Origin of the sequence: Luedemannella flava (assembly GCF_039528515.1) — a bacterium.
Lineage (GTDB): Bacteria > Actinomycetota > Actinomycetes > Mycobacteriales > Micromonosporaceae > Luedemannella > Luedemannella flava.
Genome location: NZ_BAAALT010000059.1, coordinates 72690 through 92674 on the forward strand (window position 1 = coordinate 72690; position 19985 = coordinate 92674).

The window sequence follows — 19985 nt, forward strand, 5'->3', positions numbered from 1 at the left end:
GCTGTGGCCCGGCCACACAACGGCCGAACCCGTAGCCGAGGAGTTGAGTCGTGAACCGCGAGGTCCGTGGGCCCCTAGCTGGACCGACCTGCATGCCGTGCGGCAAGGTCGCATTCGAGACCGAGTCCGACGCGCTCGGCGCCGTTGTGCATCGCGTCCGTCGGCCGAACTGCCCACCGTTGCGCGTGTACCGGTGCCCCGTCGGTCGAACCTGGCACATGACGAGCATGCCAATCGAACACGCAGTGCGTCGCACGCGGGGTGCCGGCTACCACCGGCGAGTTGCCGGCCAGCTTGCCGTGGCCGGTCAGCTGACCCGTGGACAGATTGTTCGTATCGTCTGCATCGAGGCAGGCCCCATCGATGCGGGAACTCGTGCGGGCGCGCTGCTCGCAGAATGGCGTGACCTCAAGCTCATCACCACCCACGGCAAGCTCGTCACCGCCACACAGAGCCAGGCGTTGCTGCGCGCCTTCCACGCGAGCTGGGACATATACCTTGTCGAACGGGCCGTTGGCATCGGCGTCCCGTCGCCGTCCGATCAGGACACCGGGCGGCATGCCGATCATCCGGTCCCATCTATGGACGGGTTCGAGTGTCGAACGCGACAGTGACGCCCGAGACCGCCGGCAGGATCTCGTTGCGTCACACAGGGGTACCGCGGGCAGATGGTCGCGGTCCTCGCGGACCGCATGACGGCCGATGAGGGGGAGCTGGTGTCGATCGTCGCGACCAATGGCGACCCGCGCTATTCGGTGACCGCGGCCCGCTATGTCATCCATTCGTGGTGCGAATGGGGTTTGGCCCATACCGACGGCAATACGATTACCGCCGTCGACACCGACTCGCTGCGGGAGATCGCCAAGGATGGTTGGCACCGTTGGCTGGCGACGCACCGCCCCGACCTCGTGTCCACTGGAGGAATCGCATGACTGACGGGCTGCCACCGTGGCTACCGGAGGGCCGGATCTTCATCGCACAACTCGCCAGCGGCATCATCGACTACCACCAACAGGTGTCAACGGCCGGGCCGTTCCGGTTGCCGTACCCGGCGAACCTGCAGGCCGCGCTGGACAAACTGACGCTACTCGCCTGGCATCAAGACGTCCCGGCCCCCAGCGGAGTTGTCGAACTGCTGCAATGGGCCGAGGTGCCATTCGGCGACTGGAAAGTTAGCTTCGTTGATGTTGATGTCGACCCTGACGAGGCGCTGTTGTCCTACGGTCGCCCGACCGCGACGTGCGAGGAGTTGGGCAGCCTGCGCGGCGATGTCGAGGGCGAGGTACGCGAGAACGCGCTCATCGCCTCCGTGATGGACAAAACGCGAGCTGCGAACATGCCGGAGTCCTATGTGGCGTTTCGTCGGCTGCTCATCGAGCAGCCGTCGATTACTGCACTGGATCTTGACGAGCAGTTGGCCCGTCCAACGCTCGCGGTGGTCGCCGCTCAGGTACGCGAGGCGTACGTGGAGGCGCCGCTGGAAGCCATCACAGACGGCGTAGTTCGTACCTGCGGCGGATGTCATGGTCTTCGGCTGCCGCTGGACGACGCGCGCACATGGACCTGCGTGGACGCCGGCTGCCCCGATCCGCACACGCCCGGGCCGGACTTTGCGGCGGCGGAAGGTGTGTGGTGGCTGCGACGCGAGCTTCGCACCTTTGTCGTCGCGCCTGGCCGGGCCGAGCTGCGCATCGCCACGGCGATCGGAACCATGGGGGTCGAGGTGCGGCTTTGGCCCGACTTCGACGCCTGCGACCTGTCGGTGTTCGAGTCACTGCCGTGGGCGGTGGACGTCAAGGCGTGGCGCAGCCCGGTCCGCCTCGCCCAGCGGCTGCGCCAGCGCCCGTTTCGCCCGCCGGCCGGTGCCGACCGCGCGTACATCGTGATCGCCAAGGAACAGGTCAAGGCGCAGCCGCGCTACATCGAGCGGCTGCGGGCCGCGTGCCCTGAGTTGCGCCCCGGCCAGCCCGTGGTCGCGGTGTCGGAACAGGACTTCCTGCAGGCGGTCAGCAGGCGCAAGGAGGGACAGGCATGAGGCAGGTCCGGACGCTGCGCCAGCGGGTCACTCGCGCTATCGCGCCGCACTATCAGCCCACCGGTGACCAACCATCGGCATCAGGATTGATGGACATCGAGCTCAGCCTGTACCTGTTGGAGACGGTCGCACCAGGCCAGTCGGCTGGCGGCGTGCCGGCCCTGCTGGACGGCTACCGGACCCTTTGGCACGTCGTGGACTGCGTCGTTGAGGACGCACCGGTGCGGTTGGCTAATGCCAGGCAGCTGCTGTGGCGTACTCAAAGCCCGTACCGATGGGACAGCGTCCTGGACGCCTACCGATCGGTGCCTGAACAGGTCCGCGGCTACCATTTTGACCCGGCTGGCCGGCCGGTACGCCGGCCCTGCCGGGTCGCTCCGGACCGGTGGTCGGTGTACGAGGAGATTCTCACCCGCCCTATGCCGTTCGACACCGCAACGGTTCGGATTGCGGAGCCGGGCAAGTACCGGATGAGCTCGACCTCCCGTGGCCTGGGCATCACCCTGCCCGATGCGTTGCCGCCTGTCGCTGCCCCGAAGACTCACGATCTGAGCGTGCGGCCCCGTCGGCCGATCTACGTGACGTGGGAAGACCTCATCGCGACGGCCCGGAACATGGACGTCGTCGACGTGGCGCACGGCCGCAGCAACGCGTGGGCGAAGCGCCTTCTCGACGTGACTTTGCAGGTCCGCGACGGCGGGCACGTGTTCCACGATGCCATGGCGCTGACGGTCGACACGATGTTGCATCTGGTGGGCATGGTCAGCGCGGGCAAGAGCACATTGGTCATGGTGCTGGCAGTGTGGGCGGCTGGGCATGGGCACACGGTGACGATCGTCGTCGGAGACAATTCAGCCGCGTTGCGACTCAGCCACGACCTGTCGCTCTACAACTGGGTTCGGGTCGCCCCGGTCATGGGCCTAAATCGCGCCCGGCACACCGAGCGGCTGCACCGGCTCCAACCGCCCGTACCGGGTCGGCTGTTGCCGGCTCCGGGGTTCGGTTTCGAGCTCGTCAGCACCGCGTGCGGCCTCAGCGCGCTCCGGGAAGCGGCCACCCCGCTGGGAGTTCGGGAGGCGCCCTGCCAGGCGCTGGTCGCCCATGATCACGATGATGTGGTTGACGGCTGGCGGGACAAGCCGAAGCACACCTGCCCGCAGTGGCACGGCTGCCAGCGTCACGAGGCATCCCGACGCCTCGTTGACGCTAACGTCTGGATCGCGACCCCGTGGAGCCTGGTGCACACCGCCGTACCCACACCGCTGGGCGGCACGCAGATCCGCTACCTGGAGGCAGCGTGGCGGCGCAGCGACCTCATTATTGTCGACGAGGCCGACCAGGTGCAGGCAAACCTCGACGAGATGTTCGCCAACGCTCAGGTGCTGCTGGGTTCCAGCGACGAAGCATGGATCGACGAGATCGGCACCCGGGTCGCCGACAAACTTCGCCGCGGCGACCGGGCGCAGACCAGCTCCAAGCAGGTCCGCCGGTTCACCAGCGCGGTCAACCACGCCCGCACGGCAGCCGACCTCATCTACCAGCTGCTGCAACGCGACCGCAGCCGCGCTGGCAGGCCCGTCCTGAACTGGATCGACCAGGACTACTTCACCGCTTGGGCGCTGTTCGACCAACTGGCCCTGGACTGGGCCGGCTACACCTCCACGACCGGCCGCCGGCCGGCCGACGGTTGGGAGGACGACCCGCTGTACCAGGCGTTGCGCGCCAGTTTCAACGCCTTCATCGACGAGCCGACTGCCGCGTCCCACGACGACCCAGTGACGGCGGACTTGGCACGCCTGGCCGTGGCGCAGCTGTCCGACATCGAGGAAGACACCCGCGAGACGCTGGTCCGAGGCTGGCTGGACGATCTCACCCGGCGCGAGCTGACGCCGGGACGGGTCATCAGCCCTTCGGACACCGACCACACCATCTGGCGCCTGGAAGTGGCACTCGCGGTCGCGGTGATGGCGCATCGGCTCAACCTGATGCTCACGATGTGGCCGCAGGTCGCCGGCGAGCTGGACATGTACGACGTGATCACCGCTGAGCTGCGCAAGCCGCCGGCCGACCTGACCGCGATCGTGCCCGAGTCGCCCATGGGCAACGTGCTCGGCTTCCAGTACGTCGAGGACGACGCAAGCAGCCGCGACGGGCAGTTGGGCGAGTTCCGGTTTTTCCGCTACTCCGGAGTCGGCCGGATGCTGCTGGTCAACCTGCCCGACCTGTTCCCCGCCGACGGAAGCGGCCCCAACGTGCTCCTTCTATCGGGAACGAGTTGGGCCGGCACTTCACCGCGTTACCACATCGATGTTCCGGTCGGGGCGATCCTGCGCCCGCCCGAGCAGGACCTGGCTCAGATCGCCAAGACGACCTTCACCCTGGATATCCAGTACACCGGGCCCCGGCGTACCCCGATCTGGGTGTCCGGGCGTTACGGCCCGCAACGCCGCGCGGCACTGGAGCAGATGGTCAAGGAGCTGACCAAACCGGGCCCCGGACCTGGCAGCCCCAACCGGCTGGACCGCGAACGCGCCACGCTGCCACCCGGCCGACAGAAGATCATGTTGTTGGTGGGCAGCTATGCCGAGGCCCGCCAGGTTACTGACGCGCTACTCAAAGCTAAGTCGTCGTGGCAGGGGCAGGTCCGCTGCCTGGTCGGCGACGACGAACTGGAAACTGGCTGGGACGACGCGCACACCATCCGCCGTGCCGATGTCGCGGACTTCGGCAGCGACGACGCCTGGCTGCTGGTGACCCCGATCCTGGCCATCGAACGCGGCCACAACATCCTCAACGACGAGGGGGTGGCCGCGATCGGCGCAGCGTTCTTCCTGGTCCGCCCGCACCCGAGGCCGAAAGATCTCAGTTACGTCACCCAGCGCATCAACCAGTACGCCCAGACCCAGATGGGTCGACGCTTTACTGACGCCAGCGAACCCGAGCAAGCGCTGGAGGCGGCTGGCAACGAGCGACGCCGCGCCGCCCAGCGCCAATGGCGACGCCTGCTGCACACCATGGTGGCCTACAGCCAGCTCGACAACGACGAACGCGCCCGGGTCGCCTGGACCCAACTCGTCACGATCTGGCAGGTCGTGGGCCGGCTCGTGCGGGGCGGTCAGGCTGCGAAGGTGTACTTCTGCGACGCCGCGTTCGCCCCGAAGACGGCCCAGCGCACCGACAACGGCCTCGACGACGCCAGTTCCAGCCTTCTGCTGGGCATGCGCGACGTGCTGGAACCGTACTTCGCCGCCGACGCCACCAGCACCGACCGGCACCTGGTCCAAGCCCTCTACCACCCGCTCTATCGAGCCCTGCGCGACATGGGAGACCGCTGAATGCCCCGCTACGATCACCTCGCCGTCACGACGCTGCGGCTGGATCCATCGGTCGCGATGCCACGCGTCTACCATCAACTCCGCTTCCCTGGCGTGTGGAAGGACCCGCTGCGCCGGCTCGCCCAAGCTGCTCGGGGTGGCTCTGTTGCCAGCATCCCGATCCAGTCACTCAACGACGCGATCACCGCACTCGTGCCTGACTGCGTCGTGACCATGACCCGGGCGACGCAGGGCAATGACGACCAGGACTGGCTGCTCACATACCGGAAGATCGATACCCGGGCGTTGTTCAGCATCGTCGCCGGGTGGGTACGCGCCCAGAAGGCTGGCCCAAATCAAATCGCGGCGACGCTCACCCAGCTTGATCCCGCGGATCTGGATCGCCAGTGGTCACAGCTGAACGTTGACCTGGCTGCGGTCCAGCACCGCGACCTGGCGTTCCGCCTCCTTCCCATGGAGATCGCGGCGACGCTCTCCCAGCCCGACGTGGTCTGTGGGCACGGTGACCTGCGCTTCCGCCGATGCGCCACCGACACCGGCGCCGAGCTAATCTCCTGGCCGCCGCTTGCCATCGAGGAGGAGACCCCGTACTCGGTGAAGATCGGAATCACCACCCAGACCATACCGACCAGCTCCGAGCTGTTCGTGTACATGACTTTCGGCGTCCGACGCTGGGTACCGGTGCGCGCGAAGCTCGCGTTCGACCACGGGCACAACGTGTACCTCGCCCCTACCCTGCCGTACGTGACCGGGCTGGCGAACTCCCGCCACTTCGGCCGGGCTCGTATCAGACTCACCCGCAGCAGCGCCGCCGACGGCAACACCAGCTACGGCCCACAGTGGGACGACGCGCTTGCTCGGGTCCTGCACCAGGTCGGCTGCCTATCCCGGCTACCCGACCCTCAGCAGCTCACCGACAAGCCCATGGACTACCTGCAACGCGAAGGCGACGCCGCCGCACTCGTCTACAGCCCCGGCATGCTCGGCCGCAGAAAAGAGAAAGTCAGCGCGGGACTGTCGCCCGCCGACCGTGAACCGCTCATCACCTGGGTCACCGAGACCCTCACGCCACACCTCCACCTCCTCGAACCCCAGCTGCGGGTACCCGCGTCGGTCTACCCCCAACTCCGACGGGCCACGAACGTCAACGAACAGGCCACCACCTTCCCTGCCCAGATCTGCAGTGTCATCGGGCAACGGCTGGACATCGACCTGTTCACCGACACCGCCCCGTCCACCACGTACGCCCTCACCGCGCTCGCCGCCCGCCTCGGCGTCAACCTGCCCACCGCTGACCAACTCACCGACACAGGCATCATGGTCGACTGCGGCGCCCTCACCCTCGGCCTTCGACGCTCGTCGTCACCCGGCATCACCGCCGACCTCGACCGAGACGCCCCCGGCGCCGGCAAGAAGCTACAAGACGCCGTACAGGCGCGCGTCACGCACATCGAAGCAACCGTGCCTCGCGCAAAAGTCCCCACCATTGCGCTGGTCGAAATCGCCGGCCCCGACTCCTACAGCGGCGCCCGCCGCGGCCACGACCCCATCTTCGCCATCCGCCAGGGCCTGCTGCGCACCGATCGGCTCACCCAGTTCATAACCCCTGTCGTAGAACCCACGAAACCACCCCGAATCCGGGAGGGCCGGGAACCCTCTGACCCCAACCTCGAACGGTTCATCTCCGCCGTCGACGACCTGTTTCGCCAACTCGGCGTACGCCCCGCACCGCTCCCCCGCCCGTTCGCCAATACATTGCAGCAACAGCCCGCCCTACTGGCATTCTGGGTAATCCGGCAAAACAAGGGACGGACCTGGGGAGTGCGTCGACAGGTCCCCATTGCGGTACTGATTGATCCCACCGGGCAGGACGTCCGCATCTGCGCCCCACAGATCGACTGGCAGCCGCTGCACACCGGGCTACTGGAGATCGGCCGACGCTACGTCAACGTCGACCTCAACATGGGGCCTGACGAGATCACCCGGTTCGTGAAGGAGACCATCGCCGCTGTCGTGGGCGCCTACCCCGACGTGCTGATGCTCACCCACGCCCAGAACCTTCGCTCCGAGTGGAAGTTCGTCTCGAACAGCCAAGTGAAGCTGGACCTGCTCGGCTTCGGCGCGGACAACCCGCAACCGATCGCCAAGTACCCCGGACTACGCCATATCAGGGTGCGTACCGCCGAGGCCGGCGAGACACCCGAGTGCTTTGGATTCAGCACGAGCGAGCCAGGCCAACCGCTCGGGCTGTGGCGCTATGTGTTCGACCGGGTCTACGGCAGCACCGGCAGCAAACCGATGAGCGCCAGCAACGCCATCAAGTCCGTATCGAAGATCGCACCGTACGAGCACAAGGACGAGATGCGAGCGCCCAAGGCAAGCGCCCACGTCTGGAACCAACAGTTCATCGAACTGTTCGTGGCGGCCATACAGCCCGGCGACGTACCCGACCACTGGGCGGCACTCGCGCACGACCTGCGCTGGGCGGCACCATACTCTGACGTCACCACAACCCTGCCATGGCCACTTCACCTCGCCAAACAGGTCGACGAATATCTCCTTCCCGCAAAGATCAACGGTATGAGCGTAGTCGATCAGCTTGACGAACCGTGATCGAGCGCGGAACGCATCGAGCCTCAACGCCACCGGCAACTCGCCGACGATCGCGCCCGGTCGTTTACATACCGAAACCAGATCGCCGCTCGACGCCACCGCCAGTAGCCTCGTGACGTGCCCACCTTCGTTGGCGTGTAGCTCAGGGCCACTGTCATGCCACGCTTGAAGGTCGTGGACCTCAACAAACGGAGAGTGCCGTCGTGATGCTGACCGATGTCGGTGGATACCGGCTGGCTGCGACGGTGCGCGGCAACGGCCCCTCGGCGGTCTTCGTGTCGGGCCTGGGTGAGCCAGGCGCCAATTGGGAACCCGTGCTGCAACGGCTGACAGGGCCGGTTCGCCGGATCACGTATGACCGGGCAGGCATCGCAGGCAGCGACGCCGCGGTCAATGAGCACGGTCCGCAGCCGTACCGCGTGGTCGCCGACGAGCTCGGCCGGCTACTGGATAGGTTGGGTGCCTCGTCGCCGCTCGTACTCGTGGGTCACTCGTTCGGGTGCCTCGTGGCACGGGTGTTCGCCACTCGCTATCCGGGGCGGGTGGGTGGGCTGGTCCTCGTTGAGGGCAGCCTGCCCGCGATGGCGTTGTGGCCCGGTGATGGAGGCCCGTACGCCGACGGTGACCGATCCGACGCCCGCTGGATCGACGCCGACGCGGGCGCCTGCGAGATGACCAGCCTTCCCGGCCCAGTGCCCGCTGTGGTTTTGACCCGCACACCGGGCCGGTGGACGAGCCCGCAGGCGACCGCGGACCTCGATCGGTCATGGCGCACCTACCACGAGCGGTTGGCTGCGGAACTGGATGCGCGGCACCTGATGGCCATCGACGGTGGACATCGACTCAACGCGGAGGCACCGGCACTCGTGGCATTGGCCGTCGACGCGGTCGCTGCAGCGGCTGTCGGCGGCGGCTCGGTCCTTCTGCCCGCCGACGCAGTCGATGCCAGCGGCGGGCGTTTGATCCGCTAGACCGGGCTTCGAGGAGGTACACCGGGATCGGGCGGTTCTGCTGCACTGAAGTGGACTGCCCCGCGATGGTCGAGTGGTGCGGTTTCCATGATGACCGCCCGACCGGCTGCAAGTGCAGCTTCGATCTCGAACCGCAGCTGCGCCGGGATGTTATTGCTGCCCAGCGAACTGGCTCCGGTGACTGTTGCGAGGACGACTGTCTGGTGCGGCTGGAACGGCGCGGCGATGCCTGGGTGCTCCAGCACGTCGTGGGCGGCGTAGCCACGACCTGCGCCACTGCGCCGCCATGTTCCTCAAGCACGCCCGCGCCATTCCTCCATCACTATCACCGCCATACCTACACCTCGGTGATCATGGATCTCGGTTGCGAAGCGGCTGATACTGCCGCCCGCCTCCTCCCCCACGCCGGACGGCCGGCCGCCTGACGTAACGGACCGGTCCCGGGCACAGGCTGACGCACGGCGGTCCGACGGGTCCGCCGTGCGCCGTGGGTACCTCAACCCGGGCACGAACATAAGACTCGTTGACGTCGATGCCGGCAGGCATACTGGAAACTGCCCGTCGGCACACCAACATCACACACGACACATTTATAGATCTTGGGGCCACCGTCCGAGCCTGGCTGCTCGAGACCATCACCGATACTCACTCGGCCCCACCACGACGGCATCGTCGACTTCAGGGTTCTTCTTCCGCGATGACGGGCGGTCACAACCTGCGCGCATTCGCGCGCGGGTCAGCGCCGGCAACGGCGCGATCACGTGAGTCGCACCCGAAGGAGATACGGAATGAGGGACCGCTCTGTCGTCGGCCTGGACCTGATCACCAACATCAGCGTCCACGTCGAAGACGCATCCCGAGCGCACTGGCAGAACAAGGGCCACAACGGGGACGGCACGCTGGTGTGCTGGCACTGCTACCACGGCACCGACGCCCTACCCGGCACGCAGGTGCCACTGCTGTACAAGGGCGGCCGCACAGCCGGCAAGGTCCGCCCGTACTTCGCCCACCCGCCCCGGGTTGGCCCGCCCGGCGGACACCACCCGGAAACGGTGTGGCACGCCGACGCGAAACATACCCTGCTGCGGTGGGCCGCCAGCCAACCCCGCGTCACCGCGGCCACCACCGAGTACTGGACAGCTGACGGACGCCGCCGCAGCGACGTAGCCGTCACCCTCGACGACGGCACTCAGTTGGCCCTGGAGGTACAGCGGCAGGACCTCACCGACCAGGCGTGGATCCGACGTCACGAGGACTACGCCGCCGTCGGCGTGGTCGAGGTCTGGTTCTGGCATCCCCGCCTCGGCGTACCAGGCGTCGCCCGTCACGAGCCCCAATGCCACTGGCAACTCGCCGACGACCTCACCCGCGTCGGCATCCCGATCGGCGTCGCGCATCCCGCGATCGGCGACTGGTTCGACCAGCCCGGCCTCTCGCTGCGAGCCCCGCACTACCCACCCTGTCGTGGCGACGAGACCAGCACCTGGTGGCGCGACCTGAACAGCTTCACCATCGACCCTCAGGGCCTCCATCTCCCGACCACGGTCTACGCGGAACTTCGCGCGGCTCGCGCTGACGTCGCCGTGCGCGCCCGTGCCGCACGCGAGCACCAGCGCATGAACCCGCCACTCTTCAGCCTGCCCACCACACCCACCGTCTCACCCACACCCGCAGCGTCGACCCCGGACTGGACACCGAATGCGGGCGGCCCGAGCCATCCGGTGCAGCGGGTCGACACGCTGCCAGGCATGGATGACCCGAGCCGATACGAGTACCCCAGGAGCGCCTGCGGCCCGGACAGCCCAGCCGTGCCCGCCGATGACGTACGCGGCCTACCCAAGGCAGCATGATGATCTGGTCCTGGTTAACGCGAGTGGCCGCCGAGGCCGGTCCGACGGGTCTGCCGACCCCGCCGCAGTACAAGCTGTCGCGCGCCTACCATGAACCCGTCTCGCAAGGCGATCAAGGAGAGTGTGATGGCTCTTTCGGAGTTCGTGGCGATGGAGACCGCCTACCGCGCCCTTGTGGAGCTGGACGCTCCGGCACGTACCCGGGCGTTGGCCTGGCTGAGCGACGCCCTCGCGACGCCAGGCGTCCTGCCGCAGGACCGCACAGCCGCGTCGACACCGGCCACCACACCTGCGGCCGACGAGCCCGCACCAGTACCCGCACGCGCGGCCAGACGTCCCCGCGGTGGCGCGCAGAAGTCGAGCCCACCCGCTGCCACACGAAAGGCGGAGCCACGTAAGTCGGCGGCGAAGTCGACTCGTAACACCACGTCGCCTCCCCGCAAGGCGGCGGCCACACCGACCGACGACGCGGCGGCGGCGGCCAAGGGTGATCGGGTTTACCGGCGGATGCCGCCGGCGGACGAGGTGATGGGTGCCTACCGGCAGGTCGGCACGATTAGCGGCTTGGCCGAGCACTACCAGGTTCCCGTCCACACCATCCAGGGCTGGGCCCGCCGGCTACGTAAGGATGGCCACCCCATCGGCCGCGCAAGCTGACCGTCAACGGCGAGGAGCCCGATTCGGTTCTCGATGCGCCAGGCCGGTCTGCATGGACTCAGCCCCAGCGCGTTGGCTGTGGCTTCCACCGGTTGTGTGGACCACACGGCCAGCCTGGATTGTCGTAGCTGTTCGGATAATCAGGGCATGACATCCCATACCGTCGACGCCCGGGTTGATCCGCGTGAGCCTCGTCCGCCGCGAGCGGATGAGGCGACCACGTTGGTCGCGTTCCTGCGGTGGCATCGGCTCACGTTCGAGTACAAGTGTCGCGGCCTGTCGCCGGAGGATCTTTCCCGTCGTGCGGTGAGCCGGTCGGCGTTGTCGCTGCTGGGGCTGGTACGTCATCTGGCAGAGGGTGAGCGGTTCTGGTTTCGGCGGGTCATGGCCGGCGAAGATCCACCCGCCTTGTATTCCACAGTCGGGCCCGACACGGCCTTCGATGTGCGCGACGCGGATGAGGACATGGTGGCCTCGGCATGGGCTGACTGGCGCGATGAGGTGGCGTTCGCGGAGAAATTCGTAGCTGGGGCGGTGGATCTCGATGTCGTGGGCGAGGAGCCAGGCGGGGGTCCGGTCTCGTTGCGTTGGGTCCTGTTGCACATGATCGAGGAGTACGCCCGCCACAACGGTCATGCCGATCTGCTGCGTGAGCAGATCGACGGCGTGACGGGCCTGTAGCCCGCCACCGCGCCCGATCATCCCCGGCCCGCGGCTGGTCTTGCCAGCACCGGTCGAACCGGTCGCGGCTGGCTTCCAGGTCGGCGGACATGTTTCACATCGCGTTGCCACAGTCGCCGCGCGTCGCGCCAGCGTTTGCGTCGGTGGCGGGCCAGGATCGCCGGCATGGCGTCCGGTACCGACAACGCGGCGAAGCCCAAGCTGGTTGTGATCAGAGGCAACTCCGGGTCCGGGAAGTCTTCGGTGGCCCGCATGCTGCAACGGCGCTACGACCGGTCCTGTGCCCTCGTTGAGCAGGACCATCTGCGGCGCATCGTGCTGCGCGAGCGCGACGTTGAGGGCGGGCTGGCGCCGCATCTGATCGAGCATGTCGCCAGGTTCGCGCTCGATCACGGTCGCCACGTCGTCGTGGAGGGCATCCTCGCCGCCGCCCGGTACCGACACATCATCAGTGACCTCGTTCGGGACCATCGAGGTGAGGCGTACGTGTTCTACCTTGACGTGCCGTTGGAGGAGACTCTGCGCCGGCATGCGCAACGACCGCAGGCCAGCGAGTTCACGGCGCAGGACATGCGCTCCTGGTATCTGCCCTGCGACGTGCTGGGCATGGACTGCGAGCAGGTGATCGGGCCGCTGCCCACTCTCGATGCTCTGGAGGAGATGATCGCGCGCCGCGCCGGTTTCCTGAGCCGCAGGGCGGCGCAGACCGACGCCTCATCGACCTGAGGACCGACCAGTCAACGGCGCGCGTTTCGGCTCGTGGGCGGTCGGGCCGCCCGCGAGGCTGCATGGCGTGTCGGTGCGGGCGTGGTGGTATCAGTCCGCCAGGGCAGCAGCAGCGCGCTGGTGAGCACGAGTGCGGCCAGGACGGTGAGCGTGGTCCGTGGGCTGATGGCGGTCGCGAGTAGACCGGCTGCGGTGATGACGATCGGTTGGATCAGTCGCGAGCTGATCGACCAGGCGGTCAGGACCCGGGTCATCACGGCGTCGGGGGTCACGTTCATCCGGTAGGTGGCGAACGCGGGGTTGAACACGCCAGCGCTGGCGAGCAACAACATGTCAGCGACCGTGATCACGATCAACCCCGGGGTGCCGGGTGGGGCCAGCGGCAGGAACAGCATCCAGGGGGTGCGGGCCAGGCCGGCGGCGAGCAGGACGCGGCGTTGCCCGAACCGTCGCACGAGGGGTTTGGCCAGCAGGGCGCCGGCGATGCCGCCGAGGCCGGGCAGTCCGAGGGCGAGTCCGTACTGCCACGGGCGTAGCCCGAGGTCGCGCAGCATGAGAACGGCGAGTACCGGTGAGATCGCCATGATCGGGCCGCCGAAGACCATGGCATTGCCGAACAGCAGCCGCAGCACCGGATGAGCACCGATGGCTCGCCACCCCATGGTCACCTCGGAGGCCCACCGGCGGTGACGGGCTGGAGTGGGCGGTGCCGGTTCCGGTGTGCGCAGGCGGCGGACGCCGAGCGCGGACAGTGCGAAGCTGACCACGTCTACCGCGATCGCGGTGGTGGCGCCTAGCCACGACACGAGCAGTCCACCTATCGGCGGGCCGACGCTGATCGCGGTCCACAGCGTGGCCTCCATCCGGCTGGTCGCCGCCAGGCGCTGTGGCTCACCGACCAGCGCCTTGAGGTGGGCACCGGACGCGGCTGCGTACACGATCGCGCACACCGCCTGGACCACACCAACCACGCACAGCTGCGCGTAGGTCAACGAGCCGACGGCGGCCGCAGCGGGGACGCTACCGAGGACCACGACCCGGACCAGGTCCGTGCCGATCATCACGGGCCGCTTGCGGCGGAACTCGACCCACGGCCCGGCTGGCACCGCGAGGATCGCACCGGCCACACCCGACAGGGCGGCCAGCAATGCCACCTGCAGGGTGGAAGCGTTCAGGACGATGACCGCGACGAGGGACAGCGCTCCCGCGCCGACGGCGCTGCCGAGTTCGGACACGGCGTACGCGGCCCACCACCGTCGAAAGTCACCGCCAGGCCCATCGCCGGTTTTGCCAGCGCCTCGGACCATGTGATGACCTCGTCCGGGTGCCGGCCTGCCTACGTGTTGGCGCTGATCGACGGTGCGTGGAGGATCTCCCACCGCACGCCGCTGGGGTCGGTCACGAACACCGCGTAGTACCCGGGCATGTAGTCGTACTCGCGCGGGGCGTGCACCACCGTTCCGCTGCCCACCTCGATCACCGCCCGGTGGACCGCGTCGACCATGGTCCGGTCGTCCACCGCGAACGCGGCATGCTGCCAACCGGGGCGACCATGGGTATGCGGGGACCGGTCATCGCCCTCGTCCGGGTACACCAGGATCTCCGGCGTGGCACCAGTCCAGGTGCAGATCCGCTCCGAGACGATTTCGGGCCGGTAGCCCAACACTCCGAGGACCGCGTCGTACCACGGTCTGGCCTCAACCAGGCTGGTCACCGTCACCGCCACGTGATGCAGCACCGGCACAGCACACCTCCAAAGCCGTGTTGGCGAATAGCAACATCTGTCAACTGGTGCGGGCGCGGCACCGTGTCCATCGCCGTGCCCGCTGTCGCCGGGTTACCAGATCGGCGGCGATGCGCCGCCCCAGGTAGTCCGCTACCGACGTCGCGGTGGGGATCTCCGGGTCGCCGGTGGCTCCGGCGGGTTCGAACCTCAATCCGGTCAACACGGCAGCCACCGCCTGCACTGGGGTGTGGTGGGCCAGCGCGAGCGAGGTCATCTGCGACAACGCGTCGCACAGCCCGCTGATCGTGGAGCCCTGTTTACCTGCGGCCAGAACAACGGTGCGCACCGTGTGGTCGGCGGTGGTCGTGATGGTGACCCGACCGTCGAGGCCGTTGATCGCGAACTCGTACGTGTGCCCACGCCCGTGTCGTCGCTTGGTCGCTTGCCGCTCCACTGACACACCACCTTGATCGAACAGGTGTTCCCATAAGTCGTCGAGCATAGCCGCCCCCATGCGGCCCCACGCAAGTGTGACTGGGCGTGTTGCCTGGCGGATGAGCACGCAGTTTGGCGAGGCGAAGTCGACGCCATCGCTGGCCATCGACGATCACCCCTGATCATGATCATTCTTGGGTCAGGCGGGCTGCCCACCTAGACTTGATGATCTTCGTAACGGCGGCGAGGAGGAGCCACACGGGCAGGCGCGTCGAGGTTAGATGTGCCGGTGGCGGTTCATAACGTGGTGCGCACCCTCCCGGACATACCGACACTGCGCGAGCGGTGTCGAGCGATGGCGATGCTGGACGCGATCTTGAGTCCTGAGTGGGAGTCGCGGTACTACTCCTTCGACGCGCGCTGGGCGCCAGGCGAGCAGATGGCGTCCATGCGGAACGGATCGGGCGACGCGTGGTCGATCGTGTTCTCGCCATCGGGCGCGTTCATCCGAGGCTTCGACCACGAGTCACCGATGAGCCCGGCCAGCAACGATGGCGAGCTGTGGCCCGGGCTGGTCGACGCGGTGCCGCAGGTCTTCTCCGGCTGCGTCGACGAGCCGGCGTTCAGTTACAAGGGCACCTTGGAAGCGACGGTGTGCCTGTGGCGGCAGCACGGCGACGATCGGTGGCACACCGGAGAGCTCGACCTTCCGGATGGCAATGATCCGGACGGTGCCGACCGGCTGTTCCAGGTGCTGGTGGAGGGCACAGCCGTGGCGTACCACCGCTTCGCCGAGGACTACTACGAGACAACCGTAGATCTTGAGGCGGTCGGCGAGGTTTTCGCCCTGCACCCGCTGTCCGATGAGCTTGTACGCCGCTTGAACGCGGACCTCGTGGTTGCCGATCTCACGGACGATCTCATCGAGATTGGCTACCCGACCCGGCACGTATAGCGCGGCCGCGCCTCAAGGTGCCGAAATCGCTCAACGGACACTGCCCTCCCAAGAACCGCCCTTGTACCAATTCGCCAAACTCCCTGCTTGATGGGATGTGAGGGCCACGGCGCCGGCCAAAGGCCGCATCGGGTCGACCATCTCGCGGCGAACCTCGCGTTCGCCGCTTCAACGGGGTTGCAGGTGTCGCTACAGTGCCAGGGTGATTGTCTGGCTGGCCTCGTTTCCCCGGTCGGGCAACACCTTCTTGCGGATCGCCCTCCATCACCTGTACGGGGTGCGTACCTCGGTCGTGTATGACACCGACTACGTCGCCCGGCGTCTGGGTGCTGACCTGATCGGCTTCACGGAGCGACCGGCCGCGATCGAGGCGATGCGCACGGACACCCGGGTGCATTTCGTGAAGACTCACCGGCAGGTAGGCCACGAGGTGGATCCAGGGGATAAGGCGATCTGCCTGGTCCGCGACGGCCGTGACGCGCTGGTGTCGTGGGCTCGCCAGGTCAGCGAAGCCGAGCCCGGCAGGTTCGCGGCCGAGCTGCGCAAGATGATCGTCCGGGATGAGCCGGTCGGTGCGGGAAGCTGGGGCGCCAACGTGCTGAGCTGGCTGCAGCCGCCCGTGCCGAACCGCCTGCTGCTGCGTTACGAGGACCTGGTCGGCGATCCGGCGTACGCCGTGGAACGAGTCGTCACGGCGCTCGCGCCGCAGCTGTCACCGAGGGCCGGGGCGGTGATCCCGTCGTTCGCGGACCTTCAGCAGGTAGATGACCAGTTTTTCCGTCGCGGGAGGAGCAGCACCCACCGTGACGAGTTGCCAGCGGATCTGCATGAGCTGTTCTGGTCCCGGCCCGACAACGTGGCCGCGATGCGGCTGGTCGGCTTCCCGCCGACGGGGTAGCACTTACGCCCGGCGCGCCGAGTGTCACCAGAGGTCTCGGCCGAGGGACACGCGCCGTCCTCAGCCGATCTGGATGCACCGTGCCCGCCGCGCCGGGCCTCTCGTCACCGCGATGACCGGTCACGAGAATGTGCTGCTCCCCAGGTGGCGTCCGTGTTGTCGCCGTCCCAGGTCCAGGTGGTGCCGGGCGGGCATCGACCGAGCAGGTACTCGGCGAGTGGTTGCACGATGCGCCGGGGTGCCTGCGGCTCGCTGCTGACAAGGCCCACTGCGTCGTGCGTGCTTACAAGTGCCGCGTCGAGGATGTCCGGGTCAACGGGCTCGGGGGTTCCGGACCAGTCGGTGATCTCGAAGAAGACGACCAGGGTCGTGGTGGCGTCGTCGCGGCGGGTGTTGATGCAGAAGGCGATCGGCCCGACGGTGTGGACGGTCAGGCCGACCTCTTCGCGGACCTCGCGGATGAGGGCGGTGGTCAGCAGTTCGCCGGGTTCGACCGCACCGCCGGGCGCCAGCCACAGGGTCATGTCCTGGTAGGCCTCCCGGACCAGGACGATGCGGTCGCCAGCGCGCAGTAGCGCCCGCACGACGACCCGTACCGCTGCCGGACCCGGCCGGGCCGCCACATCGCCCGGTGCCACGTGTTGAGCGGGTGGTGTTTGCGATGTGCGGGTGAGATGGTGGGTGCGGCGCAGGTCGGCAGGTCGAACAGGTTGCGCCCCGCGCGTAGGTGCTCGGCGAGGAGGTCCGCGATGCCGTGCGGTCGGATGTCGAGGTTCGTGAGGCCTGTCGGGGTGAGCGGATGGGCCTCGAGGTGGTACTCGCCGGCGTCGGTTCCGGCAGTGGTGAGCTCGGGGCCGGTGCGGGTGTGCGGGTTCGGGTTATCGACGCGGGCGAGGAACACCGCCTGCCCGGACGGCGCGTCGTTGATGAGGTGGATGAGCCGGTAGATGGTCGCGTGCCCGCCGGTCTCTTCCCGCAGTTCCCGGGCCAGCGCCGTGGTCAGGGTCATGTCCGTTGGTTCGATTCCACCGCCGGGCAGCACCCAGTAGTCGGGTCGGCCGGGTCGGATCCGGTGGATGAGCAGCAGTTGGTCGTCGCGGGTCAGCGCGATGGCCCGTACGCGGCTCACGGTGATCGGCGCGGTCATGACGGGTCCGTACGGTCGCTGTAACCGGCGGCCTGCAGGGCGAACAGGTCGGCGTAGCGGCCACCAGCGTCCATCAGCTCGTCGTGGGTTCCGGCCTCAACGAGGGCGCCGTCGTGCAGGACGAAGATGCGGTCGGCGTGGCGGACGTTTGCCAGCCGGTGCGTGATCAGGATCGTGGTCGCGGTGCCATGCCGGTCACGGATGGCCTGGAAGAGGGCGTCCTCGGCGCGGGGGTCGAGGGCGGACGACGGCTCGTCCATGATCAGGAGTTCGGCGTCGCGGTAGAAGCCGCGGGCGGCGGTAATGCGCTGCCACTGCCCGCCGGAGAGGTCCTGCCCGTCGGCGAAGGTACGGTCCAGCAGCGTGTCATACCCGTGCGGCAGGTCCTCGATCATGTCGTGGGCCACCGCCCTGGTAGCGGCGGCCTGGATCCGCTCCTGCTCGGGCGGGGTGGTGATGTCTCCGATGGCGATGTTGGTCGCGGCGCTGAGCGGCCATTTGAAGTAGTCCTGGCTGACCACCGCGATCCGCGCCCGCACCAGATCGGGGTTCAGGTCGGTGAGGGTGTGCCCGTTCCAGGTGATCTTCCCGTCGTCGGGGGTGCGAAGGCCGGCGATGAGGGCGGCCAGGGTGGACTTGCCGGATCCGTTCTCCCCGACGAACGCCACCGTCTGCCCGGCATTCACAACCAGGCTGACCTGGTCGAGCGCGGGGGTGTCGCGGTCGGGGTAGCTCAGGCTCACCTGGTCGACGGCGAGTTCGCGCAGCGGACCAGGTGTGTGGGTGCCGGCGGGTGGGGGCATGTAGTCGCCGGCGCGGGTCATGAAGCCGGTGTAGTCGCCGAAATGCTGCCCGTCGGTGTAGGTGCGGTCGATCTGGAACGTCACCACAGCCAGGGACCGCTGCGCGGCCTGGACCGCGATCACACACGTGGCCGCCGCCGACAACGGAATCTGCCCATCGAGGAGCAGCAACCCCAGCAGCACGTACACGGCGGTCGTGGCGATGCCGCCGATGATCGCGCCGACGCTGGTCGTGGTGGTGACCCTGCGGGCGAGGTCGAGCTGGATGCGAGTTTCGGCGCCCATGACGCGGTCGTACTGGTCGAGCAGGAAGTCACGCAGTCGGTAGGTGCGTAGTTCGGCGGCGGTGGCGCGTTCGGCCATGAGCCGGTGCAGGATCCACAACCGGCGTCGTCGTACCGACCCGGCCAGGTAGGTCTGGTAGCGCTGGTGGCCGGCCTTCACCGACGCCCACCCGTTGGGCACGGTCGCCATCAGCAACGCGACCAGCAGCAGCGGATGGATCACCACGACCGCCACGGTCACCGCGAGGAGCCCGACGACCCCGGCGGCCAGGTTCGTCACACCTTGCACGAGGGACATCACCGCGTCCGTGCCGCGGGAGGCGCGTTCCATGTCGTCGGCGAACGCGTCCGCGTCGAACGCGTCCAACCGCACCGCGGTGGTCGTCTCGAACAGGCGGCGTTCGGCCTGCAGGTTCACCCGCGGATTGAGCCCGTTCTGCGCGTACCCGAGCGCGATACCCATGCCGGCCCGCACCGCTGTCGCCGCCGCGAGCAGGGTCAGGGCGGGCAGGGCGGCGCGGACCCGGTCGGGGGTCGGGCCGCCGGCGAACAACTCCACCAGTACCCGTTGGGTGGCCAGGAGCCCGAACGTCGACATCACCCCGGCCGTCAGCGTCGCGACGATCACGATCAGGGTGCGGGTACGGTCGGCACGCCAGCTGATCCGCATCGCCTGCCAGGCCAGGCGCGGCAGCTCGGTGAAAACCGCGAGCACGCCGGCGGCGGCGCGGGCCCGCAGGCCGCTCTCCCACCACATCGAGCGCAGCTCCGGCAAAACCGACTCACCCGCCGGGTCCGCCGTAGTGGTCTGCGTGCTAGTGGTCGTTGCCTCGGTCGTGGTCACCTGACCTCCTCGCCGATGGGGTGGA

The 19985-nt window shown here is 68.0% G+C and carries 18 protein-coding genes; 11 read left to right on the plus strand and 7 right to left on the minus strand.

Annotated features, from left to right (window positions below; genetic code table 11):
- Positions 1-74: 74 nt before the first annotated feature.
- Positions 75-569 (minus strand): hypothetical protein, encoded by a 495-nt coding sequence (locus ABD211_RS12120; protein ID WP_344129508.1) that lies wholly within the window; start codon positions 567-569, stop codon positions 75-77.
- 99 nt (positions 570-668) lie between these two features.
- Here ABD211_RS12120 and ABD211_RS12125 point away from each other — a divergent pair, with 99 nt between their 5' ends.
- The 9 genes from ABD211_RS12125 (at position 669) to ABD211_RS12165 (ending at position 12868) form a co-directional block, all read left to right on the plus strand.
- Positions 669-932, plus strand: coding sequence for a hypothetical protein (locus ABD211_RS12125; RefSeq protein WP_344129511.1), 264 nt, complete (start codon positions 669-671; stop codon positions 930-932).
- Complete coding sequence (locus tag ABD211_RS12130) at positions 929-2035, plus strand: restriction endonuclease-related protein (RefSeq protein WP_344129513.1); 1107 nt, start codon at positions 929-931, stop codon at positions 2033-2035. The genes ABD211_RS12125 and ABD211_RS12130 overlap by 4 nt, the downstream gene beginning before the upstream one ends.
- Positions 2032-5370: a pPIWI_RE_Z domain-containing protein gene (locus tag ABD211_RS12135; RefSeq protein WP_344129516.1), complete on the plus strand. Its 3339-nt coding sequence runs from the start codon at positions 2032-2034 to the stop codon at positions 5368-5370. Before ABD211_RS12130 ends, ABD211_RS12135 begins: the two co-directional genes overlap by 4 nt.
- The gene (locus ABD211_RS12140; protein WP_344129520.1) at positions 5371-7983 is read left to right on the plus strand and encodes a pPIWI_RE module domain-containing protein; all 2613 of its coding nucleotides are present in this window, start codon (positions 5371-5373) and stop codon (positions 7981-7983) included.
- Between the two features lie 206 nt (positions 7984-8189).
- Complete coding sequence (locus tag ABD211_RS12145; RefSeq protein ID WP_344129641.1) at positions 8190-8954, plus strand: alpha/beta fold hydrolase; 765 nt, start codon at positions 8190-8192, stop codon at positions 8952-8954.
- Positions 8955-9742: 788 nt separating this feature from the next.
- On the plus strand, positions 9743-10804 hold the full coding sequence (locus ABD211_RS12150) for a competence protein CoiA family protein (protein WP_344129523.1): 1062 nt from the start codon (positions 9743-9745) through the stop codon (positions 10802-10804).
- Positions 10805-10894: 90 nt separating this feature from the next.
- Entirely contained in the window at positions 10895-11461 is a 567-nt protein-coding gene (locus tag ABD211_RS12155; RefSeq protein WP_344129526.1) for a hypothetical protein, read from the plus strand.
- Positions 11462-11608: 147 nt separating this feature from the next.
- Positions 11609-12142, plus strand: coding sequence for a DinB family protein (locus ABD211_RS12160; protein ID WP_344129529.1), 534 nt, complete (start codon positions 11609-11611; stop codon positions 12140-12142).
- A gap of 165 nt (positions 12143-12307) precedes the next feature.
- Complete coding sequence (locus ABD211_RS12165) at positions 12308-12868, plus strand: AAA family ATPase (protein WP_344129532.1); 561 nt, start codon at positions 12308-12310, stop codon at positions 12866-12868.
- 11 nt (positions 12869-12879) lie between these two features.
- On the opposite strand, the gene ABD211_RS12170 is transcribed toward ABD211_RS12165, so the two are convergent.
- The 3 genes from ABD211_RS12170 to ABD211_RS12180 are packed head-to-tail and all read right to left on the minus strand — an operon-like array spanning position 12880 to position 15195.
- On the minus strand, positions 12880-14175 hold the full coding sequence (locus tag ABD211_RS12170; RefSeq protein ID WP_344129535.1) for an MFS transporter: 1296 nt from the start codon (positions 14173-14175) through the stop codon (positions 12880-12882).
- Between the two features lie 29 nt (positions 14176-14204).
- Complete coding sequence (locus ABD211_RS12175) at positions 14205-14612, minus strand: VOC family protein (protein WP_344129538.1); 408 nt, start codon at positions 14610-14612, stop codon at positions 14205-14207.
- A gap of 40 nt (positions 14613-14652) precedes the next feature.
- A complete protein-coding gene (locus tag ABD211_RS12180) occupies positions 14653-15195 on the minus strand; it encodes a TSCPD domain-containing protein (RefSeq protein WP_344129541.1) in 543 nt (180 codons plus the stop codon).
- A gap of 117 nt (positions 15196-15312) precedes the next feature.
- Here ABD211_RS12180 and ABD211_RS12185 point away from each other — a divergent pair, with 117 nt between their 5' ends.
- The gene (locus ABD211_RS12185) at positions 15313-15984 is read left to right on the plus strand and encodes a hypothetical protein (RefSeq protein WP_344129544.1); all 672 of its coding nucleotides are present in this window, start codon (positions 15313-15315) and stop codon (positions 15982-15984) included.
- Between the two features lie 202 nt (positions 15985-16186).
- Positions 16187-16882: a sulfotransferase domain-containing protein gene (locus tag ABD211_RS12190; protein ID WP_344129547.1), complete on the plus strand. Its 696-nt coding sequence runs from the start codon at positions 16187-16189 to the stop codon at positions 16880-16882.
- A 104-nt stretch (positions 16883-16986) separates the two neighbouring features.
- Here the strand turns inward: ABD211_RS12190 and ABD211_RS12195 are convergent, their stop codons facing one another.
- Genes ABD211_RS12195 through ABD211_RS12205 form a run of 3 tightly spaced genes read right to left on the minus strand, consistent with a single transcriptional unit; the run spans position 16987 to position 19960 of the window.
- Entirely contained in the window at positions 16987-17520 is a 534-nt protein-coding gene (locus ABD211_RS12195; protein WP_344129550.1) for an NUDIX hydrolase, read from the minus strand.
- Complete coding sequence (locus tag ABD211_RS12200; protein ID WP_344129553.1) at positions 17403-18029, minus strand: NUDIX domain-containing protein; 627 nt, start codon at positions 18027-18029, stop codon at positions 17403-17405. Before ABD211_RS12200 ends, ABD211_RS12195 begins: the two co-directional genes overlap by 118 nt.
- Entirely contained in the window at positions 18026-19960 is a 1935-nt protein-coding gene (locus tag ABD211_RS12205) for an ABC transporter ATP-binding protein (RefSeq protein WP_344129556.1), read from the minus strand. Before ABD211_RS12205 ends, ABD211_RS12200 begins: the two co-directional genes overlap by 4 nt.
- Between the last annotated feature and the right edge of the window lie 25 nt (positions 19961-19985).

Coding starts and splice junctions, on each gene's coding strand:
- ABD211_RS12155 (WP_344129526.1), top strand. CDS start 10,895: ATGAACCCGTCTCGCAAGGCGATCAAGGAGAGTGTGATGGCTCTTTCG.
- ABD211_RS12120 (WP_344129508.1), bottom strand. CDS start 569: ATGATCGGCATGCCGCCCGGTGTCCTGATCGGACGGCGACGGGACGCC.
- ABD211_RS12150 (WP_344129523.1), top strand. CDS start 9,743: ATGAGGGACCGCTCTGTCGTCGGCCTGGACCTGATCACCAACATCAGC.
- ABD211_RS12170 (WP_344129535.1), bottom strand. CDS start 14,175: ATGGTCCGAGGCGCTGGCAAAACCGGCGATGGGCCTGGCGGTGACTTT.
- ABD211_RS12140 (WP_344129520.1), top strand. CDS start 5,371: ATGCCCCGCTACGATCACCTCGCCGTCACGACGCTGCGGCTGGATCCA.
- ABD211_RS12160 (WP_344129529.1), top strand. CDS start 11,609: ATGACATCCCATACCGTCGACGCCCGGGTTGATCCGCGTGAGCCTCGT.
- ABD211_RS12130 (WP_344129513.1), top strand. CDS start 929: ATGACTGACGGGCTGCCACCGTGGCTACCGGAGGGCCGGATCTTCATC.
- ABD211_RS12125 (WP_344129511.1), top strand. CDS start 669: ATGGTCGCGGTCCTCGCGGACCGCATGACGGCCGATGAGGGGGAGCTG.
- ABD211_RS12135 (WP_344129516.1), top strand. CDS start 2,032: ATGAGGCAGGTCCGGACGCTGCGCCAGCGGGTCACTCGCGCTATCGCG.
- ABD211_RS12165 (WP_344129532.1), top strand. CDS start 12,308: ATGGCGTCCGGTACCGACAACGCGGCGAAGCCCAAGCTGGTTGTGATC.
- ABD211_RS12200 (WP_344129553.1), bottom strand. CDS start 18,029: ATGACCGCGCCGATCACCGTGAGCCGCGTACGGGCCATCGCGCTGACC.
- ABD211_RS12145 (WP_344129641.1), top strand. CDS start 8,190: ATGCTGACCGATGTCGGTGGATACCGGCTGGCTGCGACGGTGCGCGGC.
- ABD211_RS12180 (WP_344129541.1), bottom strand. CDS start 15,195: ATGGCCAGCGATGGCGTCGACTTCGCCTCGCCAAACTGCGTGCTCATC.